This is a genomic window from Lysobacter oryzae DSM 21044, from assembly GCF_059568595.1.
In genome coordinates, this window is sequence record NZ_JCANTQ010000011.1 from 131,970 (window position 1) to 154,944 (window position 22,975).

The window sequence follows — 22,975 nt, forward strand, 5'->3', positions numbered from 1 at the left end:
CTCAGGTGATCTGGAAGCTGTCGCCGTCCAGCATCGCGGGGAACCGCTCGCGGTGCTCCAGCAGCGGCGCCGCCTGCAGCAGCATCGTGGACACCACTTCCTCGCCGGCGGCCTCGGTCAGCGGATGGCCGAGGAAGTCGATGATCGCGCTGTCGCCGGAGTAATGCAGGCCGTTGCCGTCGGTGCCGACGCGGTTGACCCCGGCCACGTAGCACAGGTTCTCGATCGCGCGCGCCCGCAGCAGGGTCTTCCACGGGTAGTTGCGCGCCGACGGCCAGTTGGCGACGTAGATCAGCAGGTCGTAGTCGAGCCCGTTCTCGCGCTCGACGTTGAAGCGGTTGCGCGAGTACACCGGGAAGCGCAGGTCGTAGCAGACCAGCGGGCAGATGCGCCAGCCCTTCCACTCCACCGTCAGCCGCTCGCGCCCGGCGGCATAGCGCTCGTGTTCCTTGGCGTAGCGGAACAGGTGGCGCTTGTCGTAGGTCTGCACCTCGCCATCCGGCGTCACGAACAGCATGCGGTTGAACACCCCCTCCCCCGTGCGGATCTGCACGCTGCCGCAGACCGCGGCATCGATGCTGTCCGCCTGCTGGCGCATCCACTCCACCGTCGGCCCGTCCATGGTCTCGGCATCGGTGATGGCGTCGTTGCTGAAACCGCTGGTGAAGGTCTCGGGCAGGATCACCAGGTCGGTGGTGTTGTGCAGGGGCTCGATCAGGTCCGCGTAGTAGTCGCGGTTGCCGGCCGGGTCATGCCAGCGGGTTTCGCCCTGGATTAGGGATACGCGGAGGTTTTTCATAGGGGGCACTTTACCGCCGCTGGGTAGCAGAGGTACAGGTATGCCCTGCAACTCCCGCCAGCCCCGGTCGGGCTCTACAACGTGAGACTGACCTACGCAGAGAGCCGCAATTGGCGCGCCAAGCGCTTGGAACCCTAGATCCTTATATCCAGAGAAGGAATGAAGATCTTCGGCAATAGCCGAGACGTAAAATAACGCTCCTGGTGATACTTGATCTTCTCGCATAGCACCGGATGCGGGAGTCCTTCGTAGAGGAAGACTTCCTTGTCGAACCCCATGGCCTTCAGCTCCTGCGGAAGCATCAAGGCTCGCCGCTCCTCGCTCTCGCTGCGCGATACCTCGCGCCCCCGCGTCAGGTTCTGCTTGCGCACCGTGGTATAGCCGAGCATTTCGGAATAGTCGTTGGCGTCCTGCTGCTCACGCGGGGCATAGATGATCTGCAGGGCATGATTGGTGATGATTGTGCGCGACACTTCCTTGCCATAGGTGGCATCCAGTTGGGCCATGCTCTGGATGATGGGCAGGAGGCGGAGGTTATAGCCCGCCATGTAGGCAACCGCCGAGGCAATGATGTCCACCTTGCCGATGGACGTGAATTCGTCCATCAACAGCAGGCATTGATGCTTGAGTTCGGGGTTGCTCTGGGGCAACTCCCGGGTGTTCAGATTGATGATCTGGCTGAAGAACAGATTCACAATCAACCGGCTTTCTGCCAGTTTGTTTGGCTGGATGCCCACATAGATCGTCATCCGCTTCTTGCGGAGATCGGTGAGCCGGAAATCGTCGTCGCTGGTCGCCGCATCCAGAACCGGATTGAGCCAGGGATTGAGGGGCTCCTTGAAGGTGCCCAGGATCGAGGCGAAGGTCTCGTCGGCCTGGGACAGCAGATTCGCGAATGCCGAACGCGTGTTATTGCCGAGGAATTGGCGCCTTGCCAGTTCCTGCAAATAGGGTTTGAGTTCCGACTCTCCATCGCCAGAGGAAAGTCGATATACCGCACCCAGTGTCGGCGGCTTGGCGAACGGAAACCCTGCGCGCCTCTCTTCTTCCCATGCCTCGAACAAATACAGCGTGAACGCCATGAATGCGTTGCGCGCCTGGCTCACCCAGAACTTCTGTTCGTCCGCGCCGTCCGGGTAGAGCATTGCGGCAATGCTCATCAGGTCGGAAACGCGGAACGCCGGATCCGATGACACGTAAGTGAGTGGGTTCCAGCGATGGGTGCGCCGATCCTCGGCAAACGGATTGAACAGATAGACGTCCTGCCCCTGCTGCGCTCGCCAGCCGCTCGTGAGATCGAAGTTCTCCTGCTTGATGTCCAGGACAACCACGGACTCCTGGTAATCGAGCAGGTTCGGAATCACCACTCCGACACCCTTGCCCGAGCGGGTCGGCGCCGCGAGGATGACGAACTGCTGTCCTCCCAGCCTCAGCAGCTTGCCCCCGAACTTGCCTACCACGACGCCGTTCCCGGACGTCTTGAACATGCCCTTCTGCTGCAGATCGAGGCCGTTGGCGAATCGGGCATCTCCGTGAATGGACTTCTTCGCCGGCTTGACGATCGCCGCGACCAGGGCGAGGAAAGCGAGGGTCGACACACCGAAGCCCAGGTAACCGCTCAGCCGGATCTCGTCAGCGAATCGATGGTATTGGGGATGATCGAGGACGCGCAGGTAGTCCAGATAGGTGCTGAACTTGAGGAGCCCGGTGTCGGCCTTGATAAAAACCAATGCCAGGTACCCCGAAGCATAAGTGCCCGCTATCAGGATCAACAACGCAACCGAAGCTAGTGCAATGAACTTCCCTTTCATTCAATCTCCAACTCCACAAGCCGCACCACTATTCCAAGACGCTGGCACGTAGAACGCAAACTGCTTCTAGTTGTGGCAAGCGCTGCAGTCGAAAGCACTACACGCCACCACCCGCATCGATCGACGGATTAAGGGTTAACGAACACGCTCGGACAGGCTGCACGCTGAATACGGAATCGTGCATTCCATGCCCGAGTTCTCGCATGCGCTGTAGGCGAGCGCTGTCGCTTGGGCAATCGTTGGTGCGGCCTTAATTAGGTACGAGTCTTTGCCTGTCGCCATTACGGCGCACTCATTGGCATAAGTGGCCGAGATGATGCACTCGGTGCCGCCAGAGGCGCGACATTGAGTTAGTGCCGTTGCTTCCGCGATGTACCGGGACCGCTGACCTACGGCTACTCCCATATAGCCGTTCTTAGCATCGGTAGCGATGGCTCCCCAGCGATCCTCCCATTGCGAGACCTGTCCCTGCCCCCCTCCCCCTACACCGGGCATGGGCACGCAGATGGGGCCGTTCGGTTGCATTCCGCCGGGATACATTCCGTCAGGGCAGCCTTGTTCGGCCAGTGCGGCCACAGGCAGCAACAGAGCCACAAGGATTAGTGGATGGCGCTTCATGTGATCTGCCTATCGGGTTGTGATTTTGATCGCATCCTGAGCCTGCGAGCTTTGGGCGGCCGTGCCGGAAATCATGTGGCGTGCTGGACTTCCCATGGTTTCGTTGGACGCAGGAATATTGTGCTGAGCTTGCTGACCCAAGGAATAGGTCTGCGACTGCCCCGCTGGCAATCCAGGCACTTGTCGATTGCCCTGATTTGCAAACGCGTTATACGCACTGAATTGCCCCAGAGTTCCCTGGAAGAACATCGCCGCCATCGGAGGCGCGCTGACGATCAACGTGGTCAGGATCAACCCCATCCCGCCCTGCTGCATTGCCTGGCTGGTCATGCCATCCTCCTGCCCCAGCAAAGCTCCTGCTGCGGCTGAAGCCCAGAACGCCGCAGCTACTCGCGCAACCATCTCAAGAGAAATGGAAACCATCGCGCTGAGCACGGCCATGGAGAACATGGTGCCTAAGCCGTACTGGAGCCATCGCCCGAACATCGATTTTGTCTGGTCAAAGAGCAGACAGAGGATGAATATCGGCCCCAGCCCCACGAAAAGCGCCAGCGCTATCTGGTAAAGCAAGAGCATGGTCCCGCCAACGAGCGCAGGGCCGCCGGTTCCCAGTCCCACGAACCACATAGCTCGCGTCTTGTCGTCGTCGAGCGTGGGATCGCTGACTACATCGAGCGCGTCGATGCTGGAAAGCGCTACCTGCATCCAACCCAGGTTCTTGTCGATCCGATCCTCGGGCAGTGAGTTGTCGCCCGTCACAATCCAGTTGATTTCGCGATTGACGTCATTCGTGAGGAAATCGTGCAGATTCGTTCCGAACGCCGCCATCGTGGTCGCCGCCCCGACAATCAGGGTGGCGCGCAGCGAATTGGTCACCAGAAGCATCATCGAATCGCGGGACTGACCCGTAACGATCCGATACCCCTGGATCATGATCCACAACGTAAGCAGGGTCAGCGCAATGCCGCCCGCCCACGTCATGGCGTTATGCATGATGCCAAGGCCGAAGCCCTGAATCTCCTTCCGCAGATAGCTCATGATGAGCCGGAAGAAGACGAAGTCGCCGATCGAGTCGACACGGAGCTGGAGCCAACGGCTCCAGCCAAGATCCAGCCAGTTACTCACGATACCGCTCCCGGATCCATTCGAGCTTAGTTCCCGACTTCAAGCGCGCCCTTCAGGGCACCCGTCTTGATCATCGTGCCTAGCAAGCTTTCCTTACCCTTCATCGCAGCCTTGGCCAGGATGCGCTGATTGTTCTCCATGGACGCGATATAGGAGTCATAGGCCTGGATGTTTGCCTGCCACGTCTGGAAATTTGCATCGGCGGTATTGCCGATACGCAACGCGTCATTATCCGCGGCTGCAACGTTGCCTTGTGTGTTGCTCGAATTCCTGCGCGTTTCCGATTGTTTCAGTTCGTCTTGAAGCTTTGGCGCGTATTGCGTGAAGAAATCGACCGTGTAGTTAAACTTGGTGTTCTGCATGCGCTGAATGTTCGCGCAAAGCTGCTTTTGCTGCTCGATGATGTTCCCGGTCGGATTGATCTGGAAAACCTGGGTCAGGCTACTCAGGCTGAAGCCACCACCGCAGCGCTCCACAACCATATAGTTGTCAGGAACCCTGGTAACCGGCTTCCCCTCGGGCAAGCCGAAAGCCATCACGACCCCCTGGATCTGGATGAGCTGGTTCTGATACTGCTCCAGCGTGCGCTTCCACCGCATCAGTTGCTCACTGTATTCAGCAACGTCCTGATACCGCGCCGAGTACGTGTTGATCTGGTTCAACGTCGCCTGGATGATATTGGCGATGTCGACGACCGGCATTCCCGTAGCGTCGATGCTGGGAGAGCCGATCACCAGTGTGACCAATAGCGAGGTGGTTGCAACTAACCTCTTTGTGCTCCTGCTCATTTAGTCCATCCTTGTCTAACGACTGTTGATGATCGCCGCGGGACCTCATCCAACGGCACGCACGCTTTCGCGCGAACCACTCTCGCGCTCACCGGATTCCCGCCGGTCCTTGCCAGACCCTTTTCGCTCCGCATAAAAGCGCTCCAGCCAGTCCTCGGGCCGAAGCTCACTGACTCTGATGCCCGCCCGGCACGCCTCTTCTTCGATCACGCGATGCATGATGTCGATGTTGTCGGTCGAGGCGGAAATGACCGCGAGGGAATCATCCAGGCCGCGTAGATTCAGCTGGCAAACGGTTGCCGCGTGCCCCTGCTTGACCAGGAAGCAGCGCGAACGCTCGTCCAGGCTCTTGACGACCTGATACTCGGCATCGGTGAGCTTGAGCCCGTCGATGTAGTCCTCGCGGCTGGCATTGGGATTGGGCAACAGGATCAGCGTCGCCGTCTGCTCGATAAGGGCCGCGGAAATATCGCTCGCCAGCGCGTCCTCGGGACTCTGGGTGGCGAAAATCCCCAGGCCATTCTGCTTTCGAATGGTCTTTTGCTTGTTCTTGGCGAATTCCTTCAACGCGCCGCCGCCGTCCAGGATCTTCCAGAATTCGTCCATCACGTAGATGAGGGGCCGGCCGTCGATCAGCGACTCCAGCCTGTGCAGAAGATAGTTGATTACCGGAACACGAACCTCCGGGTTATCGATCACATCGGTGTAATCGAAGCCGATGATGTTCGCCTTCTGCAAATCGATGGTGTCAACCGGGTTGTCGAACACCCAGCCCAGCGAGTTACCGGTGGTCCACTTGCGCAGGCGCGCATAGAGGCCGTCATCGCCCATGTTGGGCAGACTCTTCTGCAAATTGGTCATGTTGCGGAGGTGCCTCGGCGTATCGAGCATGTTCTCAACAGCGCGATAGATGTCCTCATCCTCCCGCGCGGAGTAGATCGCCTTGGCGGCCAGCACCTTGATCAGATCGGCGAGGAACTGGACGTTTGCCTCGTTGCGTTCGCAATGGAAGGGGTTGAAGCCGGTTGGCTGTCCATTCTCCAGGGCAAGATAGTTGCCGCCGCAGGCACGCACGAAGATCTCGGCGCCACGATCCTTGTCGAAGAAGAAGATCGTCGGCGACGGCTTGAGCTTCTGTACCTGGCTCAACAGGAAGTTGATCAATGCCGTCTTGCCGGTACCGGATTTGCCGATGACCATCGTATTGGCGATGGCCTTTTCTCCCAACGAATTCTCGGCCGGATGCGTCGCGTGGAAATTGAAGTAGTACGGTTGTCCGTTGGTCGTCTGCAGCGTCGTGACACATTCGCCCCAGGGATTGTTTTCCTTTTTCCCGGTGGCGAAATTGTGCAGAGGCGACAGTCCCAGGAAGTTCAGGGAGCTGACGTTCGCCAGCCGGGTGCGGTACTTCCAGTTGCCGGGAAGTTGCGAGTAGAACGAAGCCGTGACCGCAAGATCTTCCTTTGCAGAGACGAAGCCGGCGTTCGACAACTCTGCTCGTGCCGTGGCCACGTTCTGCGCCAGCCGCTCCTGCGACTCGGCGTACAGCGTCAACGTGAAGTGGTATTCGCCCAGCACGAAGTTGCCGGAAGCGAGCTGGTCCATGGCGTGATCCAGCTCCACGATCTGGCTCACCGCCTTGTCCCCGGATGAAATCATCATGCCCTTGGTGCGATCTAGGACCTTGAGCGCGTCCTGGCGCCCCATCGGGCTGAAGGAATGGGTCAGCACATACTCGAAATCGAGATACTTGAGCCCATTGAGGATGCCGGGATACGTGGCATCCGTGTATTCCTTGACATTGAGAATGGCGCCGAAGTGGTTGATGCCATTGGGCGTGTTGACGACGAAGTCACCTGACTTCGCAGAAAACATGTGTCGACTTACCGGCAGGTAGTTGTAGACCGGTGCCTGCAGCACCGGCACGGGCTCGTCGATTCGATTCAGGATATACCCGAGAAATTCGAGCGCTTCCGAGAACACGATGCCATTGCTGGCCTCATACATCCCCAGCCGGACGGGTGCGTAATCCTTGAGCACAGCTTCGACATTACCTGCCAACTCCAGGATCTGACCGATCGCCTGGTCCTGCTCTGCCTGCAGCTTTCCGATATCGGTCGCCTTTTCCGCAAAGCGCTTACCGGACACGACCGGACGATAGAGCATTGTCAGATAGAGCTCGTTCTGCATGATCTTCTGTGCTGAAAGGCTGGAGAAATAGCCTTCGGACAGGCTTTGGTTGAACTTCTGTTCGAACCGAGCCTGCGAGCTGATGCTGCCGCGACGACGGATGTCATGAACCCAAAATGCAACATTGACGAAGTCAGGTGCGCGCAGCGTCTGCAGCATGCGGTTGAAGACGTTGTGCCGGTGCTCGATCTCCCACTCCTCCCTGCCGACGAACGGAAGCCCGCCCAGACGCCATGCCAGCAGGAAGTCTCCGCCGGTCGTCTTCAGTACGGTGGGCGAGACATGGGTGGAAAGCGGAATGAATTCGCTGATGGGAGTATCTGGGCTAAACATGGATGGACAGCTTCCCCTGCAGATCGTCGAGCCGTGGTACGACTCGACTGGTTCCTTCAGTCCCGCGCCCGACCGGACGGGTCGCGGTAGAGATTCGGCGAGAACACCCACATGCCGGAGTGGTGTTGGGGGTTCCGGACCTTGGTCCGGAACCGGAGGCGCAACCCCAGCAAACGGAAGATCATCTCGTCGCGCCGTGCCATCTGCCGCATCACGAAGATCACGATCGGCAGAAGGAGCAGGCAGAACATGTTGATGTAGAACGTAAGCAGCAAGCAGCCGCCCGCGCCGACGGCGAACGGGACATATGGCACCCCCAGAAACATCGCCGGGCGCGTGCAGCCGCGAAACAGCACGTTCTTATGCATAGACCGGAAGCGCGGACAGCACGGCGCTCACCGAGGAGCCCACGTCTTCGGGAATCACCATCTTCGCCAGCTGCGCGGCAGCACCAATCAGGAAGCCACCGATGAGCACCGGGGCGACGTCCGAAATACGCTTGTGCGCAAAGGCGATCTGATAGCCGGCGAAGATGACCGCGATGGTCACGATGGCCACCGAAGCCACGTTGAGAATGCTATTGATCTTCCCGATGAATCCGGTGACGCGGCCTTCCGCATCGGCTGCGGTCGTCTGAGCGAAGGCCATTTCCGGCAGGGCCAGAAGAGCAACGAAAACCAGGGCGGCGACGAAGGCCGATGCGGTGTTCTTGACTTGCGGGTTGAAACGCATGGATAGATCCCTCTTCATTATTGACATGGGTTGTTGCGGCAGCAGTACAGCAGGGTGTTCGTTCGGCATCTCCTGCCTCTAGAAAACGAAGGCCTTGTCTCCAGATTCAGTCGGGGGCGATTGCATCGTCGTGCCCGGGAGCGCGGACGTGGACGTTACCGTGGGCGCATTTGTGGGCTGCAGCACGACCGCGCCCGTTTGCATTGCGGCATCCACCATTGGTGCGGATGGAGACGCGGAGTGGGCGGTGGCCTGGCGCGTGGCCGCTGCATCCACGCGCCGTTGCCATGTCGCACTGCCGCCTGTCCTACGCGACGGCGTTGCGGCAGTCCGACTGCGCGCAGGCTCCGCTATCACCGCAATGGGCCCCACGGACCCATCTGCGGTGCCGCCGCGCATGGACGCAAAGATCTTCTGCACGTAGCCATGGCGGTAACCCGTCGTGAAATTGCCCGAGTAGTAGCAACTGAAAGACTTGCCCCAGCTGCCGCCAGACCGCCCGTAGCACTCGGCAAGGATGCGCGATCCAGCCTGCAGATTCGGACACGCCTGGAACGCGCGCTCATACGAGTCGAGCCCATAGCGATCGAAGTTGTGCTTGTTGACTTGTGCGAGACCGACCGAGTAGTTGAAACCACGCAACTCGAGCATCCGCGCCGTCGACACGGCCTCCGCGAGGTTGCGAGGCTGACGAACGAGACGCCCGCCCACTACGCCGATGGCGAAGGGATTGAATGCGGATTCGACATGTACGACGTGCTGCATGACGTCGTTGGGAACTGCCAGATTCGGGCAACTCATCAGTTCCATGCCAGGCATCATCCCTAATCCCCCTGTGCCATTTTCGGCACCCAACGCAGTCTGTCCTTGTGCGTTCCGGCCCATGAAGGGTCGGCATCGCCATGATTCATGCCACTGCTTGGACTGTCAATGGGTGCAAACCCCGTCACAGATCCGAAAACACGTACCCCATGGATCTCACTTCCTCAACTCTGCGCCCTCGCCGGATCGAAATCGATACCGGTGATGTGGCGTTGTCCCGCATGAGCCTTGATGTGCACGACGATATCTATCGTCATCATCAACAGCCGCTTGATTACAGCGAATTCGAGACCGGAACCTTCCGCGGACGCCTTCACCATCAGGGCCAGCTGATCCCAAGTCTGGGTCGTGCTGCCGGCGTGGCAACTGGTGATGGATCCCGGATGGCCGGAGGCGCAGTTGCGAATGAAATAGAAGGACTCGTCGCCGCGCAGTTCCGCCAGGATGATGCGATCCGGCTTCATGCGCAGGCATGCTTCCATGCAGCTCTTCGCGGTCACGCTGCTGGTGCTCTGCCCGCCCTTCGAGTACAGCAGATGCACGACATTGGGCTGGGTGATGAACAGCTCGCGCGCATCCTCGATGGTCACCAGACGCTCGCTCTCGGGGATATGGTTGACCAGCGATTTCATGAACGTGGTCTTGCCGCTACCCGTCGCCCCGGCCACCACGATGTTCTTCTTGTACTGGACCGCCTTCTTGAAGAACTCCGCGTAGTTGCGTGCAGCGCGCAGGTCCAGCAATTCCTGGTCGTGATCGCTGAGCGCATGGCCCTGTTCGAGCACCTGATCGAAGAACCCATCCTCCTGGTACTGCTGGAGCGTCTTGCTGTGCTTGGAAGGCAGACGGATCGTGATCGAAACCTTCCCGGCATCGCAGGCTGGTGGAATCACGAACTGCGCGCGTTGCCCGGTCGGAAACGTCAGGGATACCACTGGGTCGGCATCGGTAATGCGCTGGCCCGTATTCGACTCGTTGACCACGGCCGTGCAGAACTGCCGGGCGCGTTCGAAGGTCAGGCTGGGTACGGCCATGCGTTGCCAGCCCGCGCGGGTTTCAAGGTAAAGCTCGCCCGGCCGGTTGATGCAGATCTCGGTGACCTCCGGCGAGCTCATGTGCTCGTCGATTCCCAGCACTTGGTACTGGTAATCGAGGAAGTCGCTGGAGACCCTGGCGATGGGTGAGTTTTCCGCTTCCATGCGCCCTGCTCCGCCGTCAGCGCAGCACCGAGGAGAAGTCCACGTCCTTGGCGACGTAGACATTCACGATGGTGCCCTGGTTGATGGTTACCGTCGGCGGCCGGCTCATGGCCCGGCTGACCGCCTCGTTGGCCATACGCTCCATTGTCCGCGCGGTGTTGCTCTCGTAGGGCTGGATGATCTCGTTACCCGAGTTCGTCACGGTCGATGAAATCGGCCCGTGCTTGGCACCGGCGTACTTGAACGCATCGCTGATCAGGCTGATGAACAACGCAGAGCTGATCCGGCTGGCCCAGTGTGCGTTGTAGTCACCCGGATGGCCGGCGCCACCCAGATTGTCCACGCCGGGGCTCGCCATGTTCACGTCGATGCCGGTGGGGGTGATGATCCGGTCCCAGACCACCGCGACGCGCGGGCCAGTGACGTTGTCGCTCTCGTACGTCCCGGAAATCTTCGAGCCTTTCGGCAGCAGAAGCCGGCGTCCGTTGACCGAATAGACGGGTTCGGTAACGACGCAGGAGGTGAAACCGGGCACATCGGTCACGATGTGGGTTTCCATCACGCAGCGGATGTAGGTACCGCGTACCAGCAGCGTGTCCGGATTGGTCAGCGGCTGCGCACTTGTCGGCATGGTGCGCATGGGCTTGGCAGCCTGCTGTTGCCCCTGCCCGTTCTGCGTCGCCAGATTCAACATCGCCTGCGCGTATTGGTCGGGCGGCATCATGCCGGCCACGCCTGCTGCGCCGGCAGATGGCGCGGCTTCGCCACCCGCGAGGTTCGCCATTCGACGCTCCATCAGCGAAGGCCCCCGCGCTTCGTCGGAGGCACCTGGATAGGGTTCGGGCATGGGCGGCGGCAAGGGCTGCATGGGGACGGGTGCCGCGGCAGCATCCGCTACCGGCAAAGGCGGAAGTTCGGCAGCTTCCGGCAGCGGCGGAGCATCGCTTTCGCTTCCCTTCGGCAGTTCGGGGATGCTCACTTCCTGGTCGGCGATCCGCGGCTTGCTGTCGCCGCTGCCTGCCGTAGCACTCCTGAACATCCAGATGGCCGCGATGACCAGCAGCGCAACAATACCCGCGAGAAAGACCAGCGCCTTGCGGTTGAGCCGTTGCACCTCGCTCGATCGCAACATCGGCGCGTTGGCATCCAAATCGGGAGCGTCCACAGCCGCCTGTTGTTGCGCGTAATACGGATTCACGCCGACGCGGCTGTCCTGGAACTCGCCGGCCGGGCCGTCTATATGTCCATGTTCATTCGGCATGTTGTGGTTCATTTCCGCATGTTCCTGCGCAGGCCGACCACGTTCTTGCCGTGCCGGATGACCAAGTAGGGGTAGGTTCCGTGGACGATGATGGTGTTTCCTTCCACCGTCGTATTCACCACGAAGTCCTCGCTATCCTCGCGCTCACGCGCAAACACGGCGGGGAAATTCCCGGTCGGAATGTTTTTGAGGTCGCTCATGCGCACGTAGGTGAAGCGGCCATCGTCATAGACGTTGATGGGAACGAGCCATCGCTGCTTCGTCTTCGTAGCGTACAGGTAATCGAAGTTGTACTGGCGGCTCTTGTCCAACTGGGCGCTCAGTTCCGGCTGGGGCGCGTCGTCGTCCTTCTTCCTAGCGTCGAACTCGGTGTCGCTCGGATATACGAACTTGATCTTGTACTGCACGCCGGCGCTCTTCGCCTGCTCCAGCGCGCGCCAGTCTGTCGCCACGACCTTCAGCTCGAAGATGTAGGAATGCGTGGCCGTCCGCACCATCATGTTGGTGTCGACGTCGACGTTCTTCGGCTTGAGATAGAAGACGTTGTCGCGCCTGCTCATGTCCCAGCCATTGCTGAAGCCGGTGCTGTAATCGAGGATCTGCTCGTTCGGGCTCAATTCGATCTGCGTGGTGATGCCGAGACCGGCTCGCACCTGGTAGATGCGATTGGGCTCGTACTCGTATTCCTGGACGACCTGCGCCGCCGCGGGCAGCGCGGCACTGATCGATATCGCCAAGAGCAGCACGACGGCGAAGCGGTGTTTGCTCAGAAACTTCATGGGGTGCTGGCTCCGTTCGCGGTGCTGGGCATTGCCGGGGCAGCCGGAGGGGCGCCGGTCGCAGCCGCGGATACTGCGGAAGTCGGCTCGGTCATTCCGGCGGGCATCGTCGGAGCAACCTGGCCTGGCACGTCCGAAGGCGGCATGCCGGGAATCGGCGCCGGATGCATGGCCTGCGCCGGGAACTCCGCCTCCGCCGGCGGAGATGCGGCGTAGTCATTGTCGACGCGATAGCTGGTTACCTGGAAGCCAAGCGGATTGAGGATCCGGTTCGGCTCATCCATCTTCAGGTGGGCGTTGTAGCTGAACTCCAGCGAGGCGATCTTGCTGTCCAGCGGCGTGACGCCGCCCGAGCCCTTGTCGTACAGACTGCGCTGGAATCGAACCGTTGCCGCCTTCGGCGTTCCACCAACTTCGGCTGGATCGTTCAGCTGCAGACTGAGGATCTTAATCCTGATCGCCTTGTTCTTGCCGAACAGCGTCTGAGGATTCGAAGGGTTGGTCTTGGTGTACAACTGGGCGTAGCCGGAGGTCACGGCCTGGGTTGCCATCGCATGGACCGTGTTCCAGTCGCGCTGGCCGAACTGCGAGTAGTCGTAAGACTCGCGCGCCAAGATGAAGTGCGCGATGTTGCTCTTGTTGAGCGCCTCACTCGTAGTGATCCCATGCTCACCGAAATCTCCGGTGAGGCGCGCCACCGTGCTGGTACCGGTGTACGCGTCGGCCATGACCAGGTACGGCACCTTCTCCTTCAACGGAAGAAAGAAAAAGTAGCCGCCTGCAAGAATCAGCGCCATCACGATCGCCGACCACGCGACCATCCAGGCACGACGTTCACTGCGCCGCGCCATGTCGGCGATGGTCACTTCGAAGTTGGCAGCCTTGGCAATTGCCGCCTCGACTTGAGGTGTATGCGTTTTCTTTCCGAGCATTTCTTTCGCATCCTTGTCGGGTCGACGGCGGTTAGTGCGTGATGGCGTTGGAGCCGCTGCGGCTAGTCAGCGCGTTCGAAGCGGGCGCGGCGCTGCGCACGACGATCTGGTTGCCTTCGGTGGTGACCGAAACGCCCTGCGGGGCATAGGCGATGGACAGCTGTGACGCGGCTTCCGCGAGGTCGTTGGTACGGATCTGGGCCACGGCTGCATGCAGGGTGAAATCGGACGCATGCATGTAGGACAGGGTCATCTTTGAATCGCGCGCCCAACGCTCGAGCATGGTCTTGAGCGTTCCGTCCATTGGCGACGGATAGAACTGGTAGGCCTGATAGAGCGGGAGTTCCTGTGGGACCTCCGCATAGTGGTTGACTTCCTTCCAGCGGCCGCCGTATTCCGGTGCGGGCCTGGTTGCGCAACCGGCGATTGCCCCGATCAGTACCACCAACAGGGCCGCTGCCCCGCCGCGAATGCCAAATGCAGTTGTAGTGCTCACGCTATCCGTGCTCCAAGAAATGCCCGCGTTGAATCGACGCGCAGCACACCGGAGGCCGTACCGATGGCATGGCGTGGCCATGCGGAACCGGTCGGTCCTCGCCGTGGTCGTGAGATAAGCGGACAGATCAATGCCAGGGCAGCAAGCCCGGCGGCCGTGTTGACGGCGCGCGCGTACGATCCCTGTACACACCACTTCACGATCGCAATCGCGACCCGTGCTCTACCAGCGGTGCTAGTTCTATCCCTGAACTCCCCCTTCCAACGTCGGCATCCTACTCGACGGGCGTCAAGGGACGCCCGTCACGAAGAGTAGAACGAACTTTGCGAAAACGGCAAGTGGGGAATTTTTCCGGCCATGGGTAAGAAGACTCCCCGCTCTCCATGCTTCCCGACGATCGCACCTATAGCTTTTGCAGCCGCCCAATCGCCGCATCCAACGTCGCCTCGTTCTTCGCGAAGCACAGCCGCGCCAGCCGCTGCCCCTTCGGTGCGGTCTCGTAGAACGGCGACAGCGGGATCGCCGCCACGCCCTTCTCGGTGGTGAGCCAACGGCAGAAGGCGGCGTCGTCGAGGTCGCTGACGGCGGAGTAGTCGACCAGCTGGAAGTAGCCGCCCGGGACGGGCAGCGGCTTGAGCTTCGTGGTCAGCAGTTGCTCGCGGAAGCGGTCGCGCTTGGCCTGGTAGAAGGCGCCGAGCTGCTCGTAGTGCTCCGGCTCGGCCTCGATCATCTCGGCGAAGGCCCACTGCGCGGGGGCGAAGGTGCAGAAGGTGTTGTACTGGTGCACCTTGCGGAACTCCGCCGACAGCGCGGGCGGCGCGATGCAGTAGCCGAGCTTCCAGCCGGTGCAGTGGTAGGTCTTGCCGAAGCTGGAGATGACGAAGGCGCGCTCGCGCAGCTGCGGGTAGCGCAGCACGGACTCGTGCAGGGCGCCGTCGAAGACGATGTGCTCGTAGACCTCGTCCGACAGCAGGTACATGTGGGTGCCGTCGAGCAGGTCGAACAGCTGCGCCATGTCGTCGGCGCTGAACATCGCGCCGGACGGGTTGTGCGGGGAGTTGACCATCAGCAGGCGCGTGCGCGGACTGACCGCGGCGCGCACCTTGTCCCACGGCACCGCGAAGGTCACCGGGTCCAGCGGCACGTGCACGGCCTTGCCGCCGGCCAGGTCGATGGCGGGCTCGTAGCAGTCGTAGCAGGGGTCGAGGACGATGACCTCGTCGCCCGGGCGGACCACGGCGAGCACGGCGTCGAAGATCGCCTCGGAGGCGCCCGAGGTCACGGTGATCTCGGTGTCGGCGTTGGGGCGGTAGCCGTAGCAGCGCTCGGTCTTGGCGGCGATGGCCTGGCGCAGCGCCGGGATGCCGGTCATCGGCGCGTACTGGTTGTGGCCGGCGCGCATGGCGCGGTCGAGGGACTCGATCAGGCGCTCGGGCACGTTGAAGTCCGGGAAGCCCTGGCCCAGGTTGACGGCGCCGTGCTCGACGGCGAGCTGCGACATCACGGTGAAGATGGTGGTACCGACCTTGGGCAGCTTGGTTTCCGGGGTCATTGCAGGCCGTGCGTCTGGGTGAAAGTCCGGAGTGTAAGGAATGCCCCGGCTGCGTCCTAATCACAAACCGGATAGCCTTGGGGGAGGACGATCATGGACACCCATGTGATGGATACACCTGACACGGAAAGCAGGAAGACTGGTCGCATGCGCGAGCTGACGATCGTCAACGCCGCCGAGCTGGCCATGGCCTATGCCCAGGCGCACTACGCCGTGGTGCTGGATGGCGACGCACTGGCGATGCGGGTGGGCGAGCGCGCGGTCGACGTGGAGGCCTACTGGCCGCAGCCGCGCTACGGCTTCATCACCGCCTGGAACCCGGCGTCGATGCCGCACTCGGACGCGGCCAACGAGACCGCCAATGCCCTGCTCGTCGCCCGGGTCGATGCCATGGGCCTGGCGCGACAGCCGGCGCACGCCTACGACGCGCGCGGAGGCTGGCGCGAGGCGGGCTGGCTGGTGGGCAACATCGAGCGGGCCATGCTCGAACTGCTGGGCCGCGAGTTCGGCCAGGCCGGGGTGCTGGCGTGGGAAGCCGGCGAACCGGTGCGGCTGCGCATGCTGATGCCCCGGCCGGGGAACGCCGCCAGCGTCGAGCACATCGACTGGGTCGCGCCCAGCAACGGAACGTGCCTGCGGCCGATCGCATAAAATCGCGGCTTCGCGGCCTCGGCCGCCCCTGCCGGTCGCCCTCCTGGAAAGCACGCCTCCCAAGACTGCCCTGCCTCCGCTGCTGGAGGCTCGCGGGCTTTCCTTCTCGCGCAACGACGAGCCGGTGTTCGGGCCGCTGGATTTTGCGGTGGAGCCCAACGAGGCGTTGCTGGTCCAGGGCGACAACGGCGCGGGCAAGACCACGCTGCTGCGCGTGCTGGCGGGCCTGCTGAAGCTGGACGCGGGCGAGGTGCTGATTGACGGCCACGTCGCCGACCCCTACCAGCGCTCGCATGCCATCGCCTACCTGGGGCACCTGTCCGCACTGAAGGCGGACCTGAGCGCGCTGGAGAACCTCGACTTCCTCTGCGGCCTGCACGGCCGGCGCGGCAACCTCGCGCCCGAGCAGGCGATGGCGATGGTCGGGCTGGGCGGTTACGAGGACGCGCTGGCGCGGCAACTCTCGGCCGGGCAGAAGAAGCGGCTCTCGCTGGCGCGGCTGTGGCTGTCGCCGGCGCCGCTGTGGCTGCTGGACGAGCCCTACGCCAACCTGGACCTGGACGGCATCGAACTGGTCAACCGCATGGTCCAGGCGCACCTGGGCGATGGCGGCGCCACGCTGGTGACGACCCACGGCGCGTACGCGGCGCCGCCAGTGCGCACGCGCATGCTGGTGATGAGGAAGCCGGCATGACCCGCGCGCTTGCCGATGCCAATGCCAATGCCAATTCCGCCGGTGCGATCGCGCCCGGGCTGGCCGCGTCCGCACGCGCGCTGCTGCTGCGCGACCTGCGCCTGTTGTGGCGCCGCCGCGGCGACGCGCTGCAGCCGGCGTTGTTCGCCCTGCTGGTGGTGACCCTGTTCGCGCTGGCGCTGGGCAACGACCGCGCGACGCTGGCGAAGTCGGCCGGCGCGGTGTTGTGGCTGGCGTCGCTGCTGGCAGGGCTGCTGGCGCTGGATTCGCTGTTCCGCGGCGATGCCGAGGACGGTTCGCTCGAACAATGGATGCTGGCGCCGGTGCCGCTGGCGTGGCTGGTGCTGGTGCGGACCTTCATGCACTGGGCCACGACCGCGCTGCCGCTGCTGGTCGCCGCGCCGCTGCTGGCGGAACTCCTGCACCTCCCGCACGGTCAACTGGGCGTGCTGCTGGCCTCGCTCGCGCTGGGCACGCCTTTGCTGAGTCTGCTGGGTGCGGTGGTGGCTGCGCTGACGGTCGGGATGCGACGCTCCGGTATACTCGTGGCCCTGCTGGCGCTGCCGCTTTACGTGCCGGTGCTGGTGTTCGGAGCGGGCAGCGTCGTCCAGGCGGCACAGGGACTGGACGTGGCCGGTGCGCTGCTGATGCTGGGGGCCGGACTCGTCCTGGCGCTGGTGCTGGCGCCGCTGGCAGCCGCCGCCGCGATCAGGATCGCCTCGAACTGACAACGCCACCCGGCCCGCCCCGTTCAGGGCGTTCCGGTTGAGCCCGATCAAGCCACGGGGCCCAGCGCTCAACGACAATATCGCCGCCCGCCCCGATTCGGGCGGCCCGAGAAACGATGAATCCGATCCTGCGCTGGTTCCACCAACTTGGCTCGCCGCCCTACTTCGACCGCTTCGCGGCGCGTTGGGCGCCGTGGGGCTATGGCCTGGGCCTGCTGGTGATGGCGGTGGGGGGGTATTGGGGCCTGTTCCACACGCCGGCCGACTACCAGCAGGGCGACAGCTTCCGCATCCTCTACATCCACGTGCCCAGCGCGTGGATGAGCATGGCGATCTATGCGCTGATGGCCGTGTATGCGGTGATCGCGCAGGTGTGGCGGATCAAGCTGTGCGAGATCCTGGCGATGGCCTGCGCGCCGATCGGCGCCGCCTTCACCCTGATCACCCTGCTCACCGGCTCGATCTGGGGCAAGCCGATGTGGGGCACCTGGTGGGACTGGGACCCGCGCCTGACCACCGAACTGATCCTGCTCTTCATGTACCTGGGCGTGATCGGCCTCTACAACGCCATCGACGACCGCCGCGCCGCGGCGCGTGCGGCCGGCTTCCTCGCCATCGTCGGCGTCGCGCTGCTGCCGGTGATCCGCTACTCGGTGGTGTGGTGGAACTCGCTGCACCAGGGCCAGACCATCAAGCTGATCGGCGAGTCGACCATGGACGCCAGCATGATCCCGCCGCTGGTGCTGATGATCGTCGGCACCAAGCTGTGGTTCATCGGCGCCCTGCTCGCCCGCGCGCGCGCCGACAACCTGCGCCGCGAAGCCGGCAAGGCCTGGGTCGCGCAGGCCGCGGAGCCGCGCGCATGAGCTACCTCAACTACCTGATCGCCGCGTATGCGGTGTTCGCCGTCGTGCTGGGCTGGGACTACGTCGCCACGCGCCTGCAGATCCGCCGCCAACTGCGCAATGCGCGCCAGCGCGCCGTGCGCACCGCCGCCCGCGCCACGAACAACGAACTGAGCCGATGAATCCGATTCGCCGCAACCGCCTGATCTGGATCGCCGCGCTGGTCGCCGCCGCCGGCATCGCCGCCGCGATGATCACCTACGCGATCCAGCGCAACATCACCTACCTCTACACGCCCAGCGAAGTGCTGCGCGGCGAGACCGGATCCAACGCGCGCTTCCGCCTCGGCGGCATGGTCGCGGCCGACTCGTTCCAGCGCGCGCAGGGTTCGCTGGAAGCGCACTTCCGCGTGACCGACGGCGATGCGGAGATGCCCGTGGTCTACACCGGCATCCTGCCCGACCTGTTCCGCGAGAAGCAGGCGGTCATCGCCACCGGCCGCATGCAGGGCGACCATTTCGTCGCCGAGCAGGTGCTCGCCAAGCACGACGAGACCTACATGCCCAAGGAAGTCGCCGACAAGATGGGCGCGGCGCACCGCAAGCACGACGTCAAGGCCGCGGACGGCGCGTCCATGCCCACCGCGGAAGCGAAGTAAGCCGTGCTGCCCGAGCTTGGCCAATTCGCCCTCGTCCTGGCGCTGCTGGTCGCGGCGCTGCAGGCGGTATTGCCGCTGGCCGGCGCACAGCGCGGCATCGGCGCCTGGATGGCGGTCGCCCGTCCCGCCGCGTTCGCGCAGTTCGCGCTGGTGGCCTTCGCGTTCGGGGTGCTGACGTACGGCTTCGTCAGCATGGATTTCTCGATCAAGTACGTCGCCACCAACAGCAACTCGCTGCTGCCGATGATGTACCGCTACACCGCGGTGTGGGGTTCGCACGAAGGCTCGCTGCTGCTGTGGGCGCTGATCCTGTCGGTGTGGACGGCGGCGGTGGCGCGCTTCTCGCAGCGCCTGCCCGCCGAGGTGATCGCGCGCGTGCTCGGGGTGATGGGCGCGGTGGCGTTCGGCTTCCTCGCGTTCCTGATCTTCACCAGCAATCCGTTCGAGCGCCTGCTGCCGGCCGTCGCCGAAGGCCGCGACCTCAACCCGCTGCTGCAGGACCCGGGGATGATCATCCATCCGCCGATGCTGTACCTGGGGTACGTCGGTTTCTCGGTGCCGTTCGCGTTCGCCATCGCCGCGCTGCTCGACGGGCGCATCGACGCGCGCTGGCTGCGCTGGACGCGGCCGTGGACCAACGTCGCGTGGGCGTTCCTCACCCTCGGCATCGCGCTGGGCTCGTGGTGGGCGTACTACGAACTGGGCTGGGGCGGCTGGTGGTTCTGGGATCCGGTCGAGAACGCGTCGTTCATGCCGTGGCTCGCCGGCGCGGCGCTGCTGCACTCGCAGGCGGTGACCGAGAAGCGCGGCAGCTTCCGCGGCTGGACCCTGCTGCTGGCGATCGCGACGTTCTCGCTGTCGCTGCTGGGCACCTTCCTGGTGCGCTCGGGCGTGCTGACCTCGGTGCACGCGTTCGCCGCCGACCCCGCGCGCGGGGTCTTCATCCTGATCTTCCTCGGCATCGTGATCGGCGGCTCGCTGGTGCTGTACGCGATGCGGGCGCCGTCCGATGAAGGCGGCGCGGCGTTCGGCACCGCCTCGCGCGAGACGCTGCTGCTGGCCAACAATCTGCTGCTGTCCACCGCCTGCGCGATGGTGCTGCTGGGCACGCTGTACCCGCTGCTCGCCGACGCGCTGGACCTGGGCAAGATCTCGGTCGGCCCGCCCTACTTCGCCCTGATGTTCATGGTGCTGATGGCGCCGCTGATCCTGCTGCTGCCGTTCGGGCCGGTGACGCGCTGGCAGCGCGAGCAGGCCTCCAGGCCGCTGGCGATGCTGCTGCCCTGGGGCGTGCTGGCGCTGCTCGCGGGCACCGCCGCCTATTTCATGACCGCGCAGGCGTCGTGGAAGGTGCTGGCAGGCGTGCTCGCCTCGGTGTGGATCGCCGTCGGCACGCTGCGCTTCGTGTGGTCGCGCTTCGCCCAGTCCGGCCGGCAGTTCACCGCGGAAATGCTGGGCATGACGCTGGCCCACGCCGGCATCGCCGTGTTCCTGATCGGCGCGTTGCTGACCGAAGGCCTGAGCCAGCAGCGCGAAGTCGCCGTGGCCCGGGGCCAGAGCATCGAGCTCGGCCGCTACGCGTTCCGCTTCGACGGCAACGAGCGCTACCAGGGCCCGAATTACGTCGGCGACCGCGGCACGGTGACCGTGCTCCGCGACGATGCGCCGGTCACCGTGCTGCATCCGGAAAAGCGCGCGTACGCGAGCGGCGGCCAGGTGATGACCGAAGCGGCAATCGACCCCGGCTTCAGCCGCGACCTGTACGTGGCGATGGGCGAGTCGCTGGGCGGCGACACCTGGGCGCTGCGCGTGCACGTGAAGCCGTTCGTGCGCTGGATCTGGGCGGGCGCGCTGCTGATGATGCTCGGCGGACTGGTGACGGCGACCGATCGCCGCTTCGCCCGCACGGAAGCCCGCAAACCCTCGGAGAACGCCGCGTGAGCGAACGCAAGCCAATCATGCGCTGGATGCCGCTGCTGGTAATGGGCGTGCTGGGCGTGCTGCTCGCCGCGGGCGTGTGGATGAGCCGCAATCCCAACCGCGAAGCGCTGCCCTCGCCGCTGATCGGCAAGGCCGCGCCGGAATTCGCATTGCCGGTGCTGCACGAAGCCGGCCGCCTGTTCGGCACCAAGGACCTGCAGGGCGCGCCGTACCTGCTCAATGTCTGGGGCAGCTGGTGCCCGGCGTGCCGCGACGAGCATCCGGTGCTGACGCGTTTCGCGGAGACCAAGCGGGTGCGCGTGGTCGGCTTCAACTGGAACGACGAGCACGCCGATGCGCTGGCGTGGCTGGAACAGTTCGGCAACCCGTACTGGATCGTGGTGGCCGATCGCGAGGGCAAGACCGCGATCGACTGGGGCATCTACGGCGCGCCGGAAACCTTCCTGGTCGATGGCAAGGGCGTGGTGCGCTGGAAGTTCGTGGGTCCGCTCACCGACGAGGTGATCGCCGGGCAGCTGCTGCCGAAGCTGGACGAAATCGAGCGCGGGCAATGACGGGCATGCATCTGCAGCGGCTGCGAATCGCGTTGCTCGGCGCGTGCCTCGTCCTGGCCGCGTCGCTGGCCATGGCCCAGCCTGCCAGGCCAGAGGCGCCGCCGCAGTTCACCAGCAGCGCGGAGGAAGCGCGCTTCCACGCCCTGGTGTCGGAGCTGCGCTGCGTGATGTGCCAGAACCAGTCGCTGGCCGATTCCAGTGCACAGATCGCCCGCGACCTGCGCGGCGAGGTGCTGGATCTGATGCGCCAGGGCAAGTCGGATCGCGAGATCAAGGACTTCCTGGTCGCCCGCTACGGCGAATTCGTGCTGTACCGGCCGCAGGTTGAATCCAAGACCTGGCTGCTGTGGTTCGGCCCTGCGCTGGTGCTGTTGGCCGGCGGTTTCATCGTGGTGGGCATCGTGCGCAGGCGCGCCGGCAGCACCGCCATCGCAAGCGACGAAGACCAGGAGTGGTGAGGTGACGGCATTCGTGATCGCCGCGGCCGTGCTGGCCGTAGTCGTGCTTGGCCTGGTATTGCGTCCGTTCTGGCTGGGCAATCGCGGCGCGGCGACGGCCATGATGGCGTCGCTCGCCGTCGTCGCCGGCCTGCTGTACCTGCTCGTCGGCACGCCGCGTGCGCTCGATCCGGCGCAGCGCCGCGCCCCGGACACGCTGGCCGACGCCATCGGCCAGCTCCAGGCCGAATTGCAGCGCAACCCCAACCAGCCCGAAGGCTGGCGCCTGCTCGCCCGTGCGCAGGCCGCCCAGGGGCGCGTGCAGGAAGCGCGCGATGCGTACACCCAGGCCGTGAAGCTCGCGCCCGACGAGCCCGATCTGCTGGCGGAAGCCGCCGAGGCGCGTGCGCTCGCAGATCCGAACCGTCGCTTCGACGACGCAGCGGTCGCCCTGCTGCGCCGCGCCCTGGAAAAGCAGCCGATGCACCAGCGTGCGCGCTGGTTCCTGGGCATCGCCCAACGCCAGGCGAAGCAGCCGGCGGAAGCAGCGAAGACCTGGGAGCCGCTGCTTGGCGTCGTCGAAGCAGGCACCGCTGAGAGCCTGCGCGCGCAGATCAATGCGGCACGGGCGGAGGCCGGCATGGCGCCGCTGCCGCCTGCGGCCGCGCAGGCACCTTCGCTGCTGCGCGTCACCGTCGAACTGGGGCCGGAGATGCAGGCGCGGCTGGGCGCCAACGACGTGCTGTTCGTGATCGCCCGGCAACCCCACGGGCCGCCGATGCCGATCGCGGCGAAGCGCGTGCCGGCTACCGGCTTCCCGGTGACGGTGGAGCTCGGCGACGGCGACAGCCCGATGCCGACGATGAAGCTGTCGCAGGTAGCCACGGTCGAGATCCTCGCCCGTGTGTCGCGCCAGGGCACGGCCAGCCGCACTGCCGGCGACCTGGAGTCCGCTCCGCTGCCCGCGCAGCCCAAGGCCGGCGCCACCTACACCCTGCGCGTCGACCACGTCGCCCGATAGCCCGCCGCT

Annotated in this window: 25 protein-coding genes; 10 read left to right on the plus strand and 15 right to left on the minus strand. The window is 63.9% G+C overall.

Features of this window, described 5'->3' with window-relative positions; all coding sequences use genetic code 11:
• Position 1: 1 nt before the first annotated feature.
• The 15 genes from BP05_RS08865 to BP05_RS08935 all read right to left on the minus strand — a co-directional run bounded on the left by BP05_RS08865 (position 2) and on the right by BP05_RS08935 (position 15,437).
• Positions 2 to 799, minus strand: coding sequence for an amidohydrolase (locus tag BP05_RS08865; RefSeq protein ID WP_496362568.1), 798 nt, complete (start codon positions 797 to 799; stop codon positions 2 to 4).
• Positions 800 to 933: 134 nt separating this feature from the next.
• A complete protein-coding gene (locus BP05_RS08870) occupies positions 934 to 2,610 on the minus strand; it encodes a type IV secretory system conjugative DNA transfer family protein (protein WP_496362570.1) in 1,677 nt (558 codons plus the stop codon).
• A gap of 135 nt (positions 2,611 to 2,745) precedes the next feature.
• Positions 2,746 to 3,228 carry a DUF4189 domain-containing protein gene (locus BP05_RS08875; protein ID WP_496362572.1) on the minus strand — a complete coding sequence of 161 codons (483 nt, stop codon included), beginning with the start codon at positions 3,226 to 3,228 and terminating at the stop codon, positions 2,746 to 2,748.
• A gap of 9 nt (positions 3,229 to 3,237) precedes the next feature.
• Positions 3,238 to 4,353 (minus strand): TrbL/VirB6 family protein, encoded by a 1,116-nt coding sequence (locus BP05_RS08880; RefSeq protein WP_496362574.1) that lies wholly within the window; start codon positions 4,351 to 4,353, stop codon positions 3,238 to 3,240.
• Between the two features lie 26 nt (positions 4,354 to 4,379).
• On the minus strand, positions 4,380 to 5,141 hold the full coding sequence (locus BP05_RS08885; protein ID WP_496362576.1) for a hypothetical protein: 762 nt from the start codon (positions 5,139 to 5,141) through the stop codon (positions 4,380 to 4,382).
• Positions 5,142 to 5,186: 45 nt separating this feature from the next.
• Positions 5,187 to 7,664 (minus strand): VirB4 family type IV secretion/conjugal transfer ATPase, encoded by a 2,478-nt coding sequence (locus tag BP05_RS08890; RefSeq protein ID WP_496362578.1) that lies wholly within the window; start codon positions 7,662 to 7,664, stop codon positions 5,187 to 5,189.
• A 56-nt stretch (positions 7,665 to 7,720) separates the two neighbouring features.
• Entirely contained in the window at positions 7,721 to 8,032 is a 312-nt protein-coding gene (locus tag BP05_RS08895; RefSeq protein WP_496362580.1) for a VirB3 family type IV secretion system protein, read from the minus strand.
• Positions 8,025 to 8,396: a TrbC/VirB2 family protein gene (locus tag BP05_RS08900; protein ID WP_496362582.1), complete on the minus strand. Its 372-nt coding sequence runs from the start codon at positions 8,394 to 8,396 to the stop codon at positions 8,025 to 8,027. The genes BP05_RS08895 and BP05_RS08900 overlap by 8 nt, the downstream gene beginning before the upstream one ends.
• Before the next feature lie 78 nt (positions 8,397 to 8,474).
• Positions 8,475 to 9,218, minus strand: a complete 744-nt coding sequence (locus BP05_RS08905; RefSeq protein WP_496363128.1) for a lytic transglycosylase domain-containing protein — start codon at positions 9,216 to 9,218, stop codon at positions 8,475 to 8,477.
• A 164-nt stretch (positions 9,219 to 9,382) separates the two neighbouring features.
• On the minus strand, positions 9,383 to 10,417 hold the full coding sequence (virB11, locus tag BP05_RS08910; RefSeq protein ID WP_496362584.1) for a P-type DNA transfer ATPase VirB11: 1,035 nt from the start codon (positions 10,415 to 10,417) through the stop codon (positions 9,383 to 9,385).
• Positions 10,418 to 10,433: 16 nt separating this feature from the next.
• Positions 10,434 to 11,690 (minus strand): TrbI/VirB10 family protein, encoded by a 1,257-nt coding sequence (locus BP05_RS08915; RefSeq protein WP_496362586.1) that lies wholly within the window; start codon positions 11,688 to 11,690, stop codon positions 10,434 to 10,436.
• The gene (locus BP05_RS08920; protein ID WP_496362588.1) at positions 11,687 to 12,457 is read right to left on the minus strand and encodes a TrbG/VirB9 family P-type conjugative transfer protein; all 771 of its coding nucleotides are present in this window, start codon (positions 12,455 to 12,457) and stop codon (positions 11,687 to 11,689) included. The genes BP05_RS08915 and BP05_RS08920 overlap by 4 nt, the downstream gene beginning before the upstream one ends.
• Positions 12,454 to 13,389 (minus strand): VirB8 family type IV secretion system protein, encoded by a 936-nt coding sequence (locus BP05_RS08925; protein WP_496362590.1) that lies wholly within the window; start codon positions 13,387 to 13,389, stop codon positions 12,454 to 12,456. The genes BP05_RS08920 and BP05_RS08925 overlap by 4 nt, the downstream gene beginning before the upstream one ends.
• 31 nt (positions 13,390 to 13,420) lie before the next feature.
• The gene (locus tag BP05_RS08930; RefSeq protein ID WP_496363130.1) at positions 13,421 to 13,840 is read right to left on the minus strand and encodes a hypothetical protein; all 420 of its coding nucleotides are present in this window, start codon (positions 13,838 to 13,840) and stop codon (positions 13,421 to 13,423) included.
• A gap of 448 nt (positions 13,841 to 14,288) precedes the next feature.
• Positions 14,289 to 15,437: a pyridoxal phosphate-dependent aminotransferase gene (locus tag BP05_RS08935; protein ID WP_496362592.1), complete on the minus strand. Its 1,149-nt coding sequence runs from the start codon at positions 15,435 to 15,437 to the stop codon at positions 14,289 to 14,291.
• 147 nt (positions 15,438 to 15,584) lie between these two features.
• On the opposite strand from BP05_RS08935, the gene BP05_RS08940 reads away from it, so the two are divergent.
• The 10 genes from BP05_RS08940 to BP05_RS08985 all read left to right on the plus strand — a co-directional run bounded on the left by BP05_RS08940 (position 15,585) and on the right by BP05_RS08985 (position 22,966).
• The gene (locus BP05_RS08940) at positions 15,585 to 16,088 is read left to right on the plus strand and encodes a DUF3293 domain-containing protein (protein ID WP_496362594.1); all 504 of its coding nucleotides are present in this window, start codon (positions 15,585 to 15,587) and stop codon (positions 16,086 to 16,088) included.
• Positions 16,089 to 16,131: 43 nt separating this feature from the next.
• Complete coding sequence (ccmA, locus tag BP05_RS08945) at positions 16,132 to 16,782, plus strand: heme ABC exporter ATP-binding protein CcmA (RefSeq protein WP_496363132.1); 651 nt, start codon at positions 16,132 to 16,134, stop codon at positions 16,780 to 16,782.
• Entirely contained in the window at positions 16,779 to 17,510 is a 732-nt protein-coding gene (ccmB, locus tag BP05_RS08950; protein ID WP_496362596.1) for a heme exporter protein CcmB, read from the plus strand. The genes ccmA and ccmB overlap by 4 nt, the downstream gene beginning before the upstream one ends.
• Before the next feature lie 116 nt (positions 17,511 to 17,626).
• The gene (locus BP05_RS08955) at positions 17,627 to 18,376 is read left to right on the plus strand and encodes a heme ABC transporter permease (protein ID WP_496362597.1); all 750 of its coding nucleotides are present in this window, start codon (positions 17,627 to 17,629) and stop codon (positions 18,374 to 18,376) included.
• Complete coding sequence (gene ccmD, locus BP05_RS08960) at positions 18,373 to 18,537, plus strand: heme exporter protein CcmD (protein ID WP_496362599.1); 165 nt, start codon at positions 18,373 to 18,375, stop codon at positions 18,535 to 18,537. Before BP05_RS08955 ends, ccmD begins: the two co-directional genes overlap by 4 nt.
• The gene (ccmE, locus tag BP05_RS08965) at positions 18,534 to 19,013 is read left to right on the plus strand and encodes a cytochrome c maturation protein CcmE (RefSeq protein ID WP_496362601.1); all 480 of its coding nucleotides are present in this window, start codon (positions 18,534 to 18,536) and stop codon (positions 19,011 to 19,013) included. The genes ccmD and ccmE overlap by 4 nt, the downstream gene beginning before the upstream one ends.
• Before the next feature lie 3 nt (positions 19,014 to 19,016).
• Positions 19,017 to 20,954 (plus strand): heme lyase CcmF/NrfE family subunit, encoded by a 1,938-nt coding sequence (locus BP05_RS08970; RefSeq protein WP_496362602.1) that lies wholly within the window; start codon positions 19,017 to 19,019, stop codon positions 20,952 to 20,954.
• Between the two features lie 17 nt (positions 20,955 to 20,971).
• The gene (locus BP05_RS08975; RefSeq protein WP_496363134.1) at positions 20,972 to 21,508 is read left to right on the plus strand and encodes a DsbE family thiol:disulfide interchange protein; all 537 of its coding nucleotides are present in this window, start codon (positions 20,972 to 20,974) and stop codon (positions 21,506 to 21,508) included.
• 5 nt (positions 21,509 to 21,513) lie between these two features.
• The gene (locus tag BP05_RS08980) at positions 21,514 to 21,966 is read left to right on the plus strand and encodes a cytochrome c-type biogenesis protein (RefSeq protein WP_496363136.1); all 453 of its coding nucleotides are present in this window, start codon (positions 21,514 to 21,516) and stop codon (positions 21,964 to 21,966) included.
• 1 nt (position 21,967) lies between these two features.
• Positions 21,968 to 22,966 carry a tetratricopeptide repeat protein gene (locus BP05_RS08985; RefSeq protein ID WP_496362604.1) on the plus strand — a complete coding sequence of 333 codons (999 nt, stop codon included), beginning with the start codon at positions 21,968 to 21,970 and terminating at the stop codon, positions 22,964 to 22,966.
• The last annotated feature ends 9 nt before the right edge of the window (positions 22,967 to 22,975 follow it).